This window comes from Pseudomonadota bacterium (assembly GCA_030860485.1).
Lineage (GTDB): Bacteria > Pseudomonadota > Gammaproteobacteria > JACCXJ01 > JACCXJ01 > JACCXJ01.
Window position 1 is genome coordinate 1 of record JALZID010000131.1, and the last position, 3,415, is coordinate 3,415.

Sequence of the window (3,415 nt, forward strand, 5' to 3'; positions counted from 1 at the left end):
CAGAGCTCTGGTCGTCATTCGGTCGTCTGGAGCAAGCCCTCAAAGCGGCACAGAAGGCGGTGGTCCTGGAGCCGGATCTCTCACGGACACAGACGGTTTTGGGTTTCGCCTACCTGACCGAGGTCAAGACGACCCAGGCCAAGGAGGCCTTTGACAAAGCGATTGCGCTTGATCAGGCGGATCCCCTCCCGAGGCTCGGTCTGGGGCTGGCCAAGATCCGGGAGGGCGATCTGCATGACGGACGCCGCGAGATCGAGGTCGCCACGAGCTTGGATCCGAATAGCTCGATCGTCCGGAGCTATCTGGGCAAGGCCTACTATGAAGAGAAACGCATGCCGTTGGAGGAGCACCAGTATAGTATTGCCGAGGAACTGGACCCTAAGGATCCCACCCCATGGTTCTACGATGCAATCGCGAAACAGACGACGAACCGGCCGGTCGAGGCCTTGCAGGACATGCAAAAAGCCATTGAATTGAACGACAACCGTGTAGTCTACCGGTCACGTCTGTCGCTCGATTCGGACCTGGCGGCCCGCAGCGCGAGCCTGGCCCGGGTCTACACCGATCTGGGTTTCCAGCAATTGGCCTTGGTGGAGGGCTGGAAGTCGGTCAACACCGATCCAAGCGACTTTTCCACCCATAGGCTTCTGGCCGATTCGTATGCGGCGTTGCCCCGCCACGAGATCGCTAGGGTCAGCGAGCTGCTACAGTCTCAGCTGCTGCAGCCCATCAACACGACGCCCATTCAGCCGCGCCTTGGCGAAAGCAACCTGTTCCTCATCAGCGCCCAAGGACCTGGGGCCCTCTCCTTCAATGAGTTTAACCCTATTTTCAACCGAGATGGGGTCACAATACAGACTAGCGGCCTGGTCGCGGAGAATAGCACCTATGGTGGAGAAGCCGTTGCCTCGGGGATCTACCAGAAGACATCCTTCAGCGTCGGTGGATTCCACTTTACCACAGACGGGTTTCGAGAAAATGCCGACCAGCGGGACGAAATCGCTAACGTCTTCGTTCAGCAAGAACTTACGCCGGACACGGGCATCCAAGTCGAGTACCGGTACCGGGATCTGGAGCAAGGCGACGTTCAGCAGCGATTCTTCCCGGAGGATTTCTTCCGCGGTCTGAGAAACGAGGAAGAGCGGCATACCTTCCGCCTCGGCGCGCGCCATGCGTTCTCGCCGGGCTCCATCCTCCTCGGCTCGTTTACCTATCAGGACTCCGACGCTGGTTTGAGAATCAATGACATCCCCGATCCTGGCAACTTCATCGACGACAAATTTCCCCAGACGGCCTTCAGTGCTGAGCTGCAGCACCTGTTTCGCTCGCGGTACCTAAATCTGCGAACCGGTGCCGGATATGTCGCTGTCGACCGCAAGGACGACACGACAATCAGAATTCCCGGACCCGATCCGATCGAGATCCGTTCGGTGACCGACACGGATCTCCAACACTTCAACGCGTACGCGTACGCGGACGTCAATCTCCTGAGGGACGTGACCGCCACGCTGGGGCTCAGTCTCGACTCCCTGAGGGGGGACGAGGATGTCGATAAGGACCAGGTCAACCCGAAGTTCGGGATCACCTGGACTCCGTTCGCGGGGACCACCCTTCGCGCGGCGGCGTTCAGCGTCCTGAAGCGAACGCTGATCACCGACCAGACGATCGAGCCGACCCAGGTGGCCGGGTTCAACCAGTTCTTCGATGACGCCAATCTGACGGAGGCCTGGCGTTACGGGGGGGCGATCGATCAGAAGTTCACGGGCAGCCTGTTCGGAGGCGTGGAGCTCTCCAAACGAGATCTGACGGTTCCGGGCCTCCTGGACCTGTCGGATCCCTTAAACCCAGTCAACCGGGACGCGGACTGGAACGAGTATCTGGGCCGTGCGTACCTGTTCTGGACGCCGCATCCATGGCTGGCGCTCAGGGCGCAGTACCTCTTCGAGCGCTTCGAACGGGATCTCATAGGACCCACGGAGCTGGACACCCAACGCGTGCCCCTGGGGATCGGGTTCTTCCACCCGTCCGAGCTGAGTGCCTCCCTGATGGCGACGTATTGGAATCAGGACGGCATGTTCACGCCCTTCATTGACCCCACCGTTCCCCTTCGATCCGGTAGCGACGAGTTCTGGATTGTCGACGCGGCGATCTCGTACCGTCTGCCGAAGCGGTATGGTTTCATCTCGGTGGGAGCGACGAATCTGTTCGACGAGGAGTTCAATTTCTTCGAGGTCGATTTCGACAACCCGACGATCCAGCCGACCCGCACGGTCTTCGCGAGGGTCACACTGGCGTTCCCGTAGGCATCGGGAAGTCCCGTGTGTCGAAAAACGGTAGGGGTCACACTGGTGCCGAGCGTCCCGACGAGGCCGTCTAGGCCATAGAAAGGCGCTCCACGTTTTGTTGTGGAGCCGTACAGCTTCCGTTTCATCGAGCGGCGGCTCGCGAACGCTGGGCGATGCGGACCTGGCGGAGATGGATACCCTGGGGGATCAGGCCAAGGCCGAGGACTACTGACCGGGTGCCGGCTGGGAACGGCTGCAGAAAAAAAGAGAGGGCGCGAGAGAGCACCCTCAACAACCAATTAAGGAGGAAGCACTGTCTGTTAGGGCACGTGCGCGCTGATAAAGAAGCACGAGTGGTGCTATGTTAAATGTCACGCAAACGGAGGCAGTTATGTCCAAGACAGTTAAGAGAGTAATGAGAGTCATGATGATCGGCCTGGTCGCGCTGCTGGGAGCCAAGGCCGAGGCGCACTATTACGTAGCATCGGGCAAATATAAGTATTGTAGCGTTTGTAGTGAAACGCAGCTTACGCCGCAAGACGGCTCAATCGACTCCGACCCCCATACCGAGAAACTTAAATTTGTTTTGACGCCCAAATTGATAGAGATATTGTGCCCAAACGAGCAAATACCCATATCAATAGACGACCCTTTGCTTCAGAATCTAAGTCTTGAAGTCCAAAAGACAATAGATGCAGGTGATATTACTACACTACTGAACGGCAACGGTGGTCCTCTTACTACAGCCGAGGTGACAGCCTGCGTTAATGACGCGGCCCTTCTGGTGAATAGTACTTTGGACCAACTTTGGGATCAAATTTGTGGTGTCGATGTCATACCAACTGCTGTGATAATCCGTAACATGAAAGCAGAGATCAACACACTTGCGTGCGACGTTTTAAATACAGACGTTTTAAATACATGTGATACGGTTAGTACTCATGTGGATGATGATTGCACACTTCCGAAATACTCCAATCTCAAAAACTACCCAAACAAACCTAAAGAAGCTTATTATAAATGCGAATAACTGCAAAGGGAAACCGTGATGCTGACCGCCCGACACAATTACACAAGGAAAAATGGGATCGGAGTTACCTATAGAAGACGATTATAGGCTATAGGTTGGT

At 56.4% G+C, this 3,415-nt stretch carries 2 protein-coding genes; both read left to right on the forward strand.

Translation table 11 applies throughout. The features are described 5' to 3' along the window. On the forward strand, positions 1–2,303 hold a 2,303-nt coding region (locus M3461_07325), incomplete at its 5' end, for a TonB-dependent receptor (protein MDQ3774176.1). 406 nt (positions 2,304–2,709) lie between these two features. Continuing rightward, positions 2,710–3,315: a hypothetical protein gene (locus M3461_07330; protein MDQ3774177.1), complete on the forward strand. Its 606-nt coding sequence runs from the start codon at positions 2,710–2,712 to the stop codon at positions 3,313–3,315. The last annotated feature ends 100 nt before the right edge of the window (positions 3,316–3,415 follow it).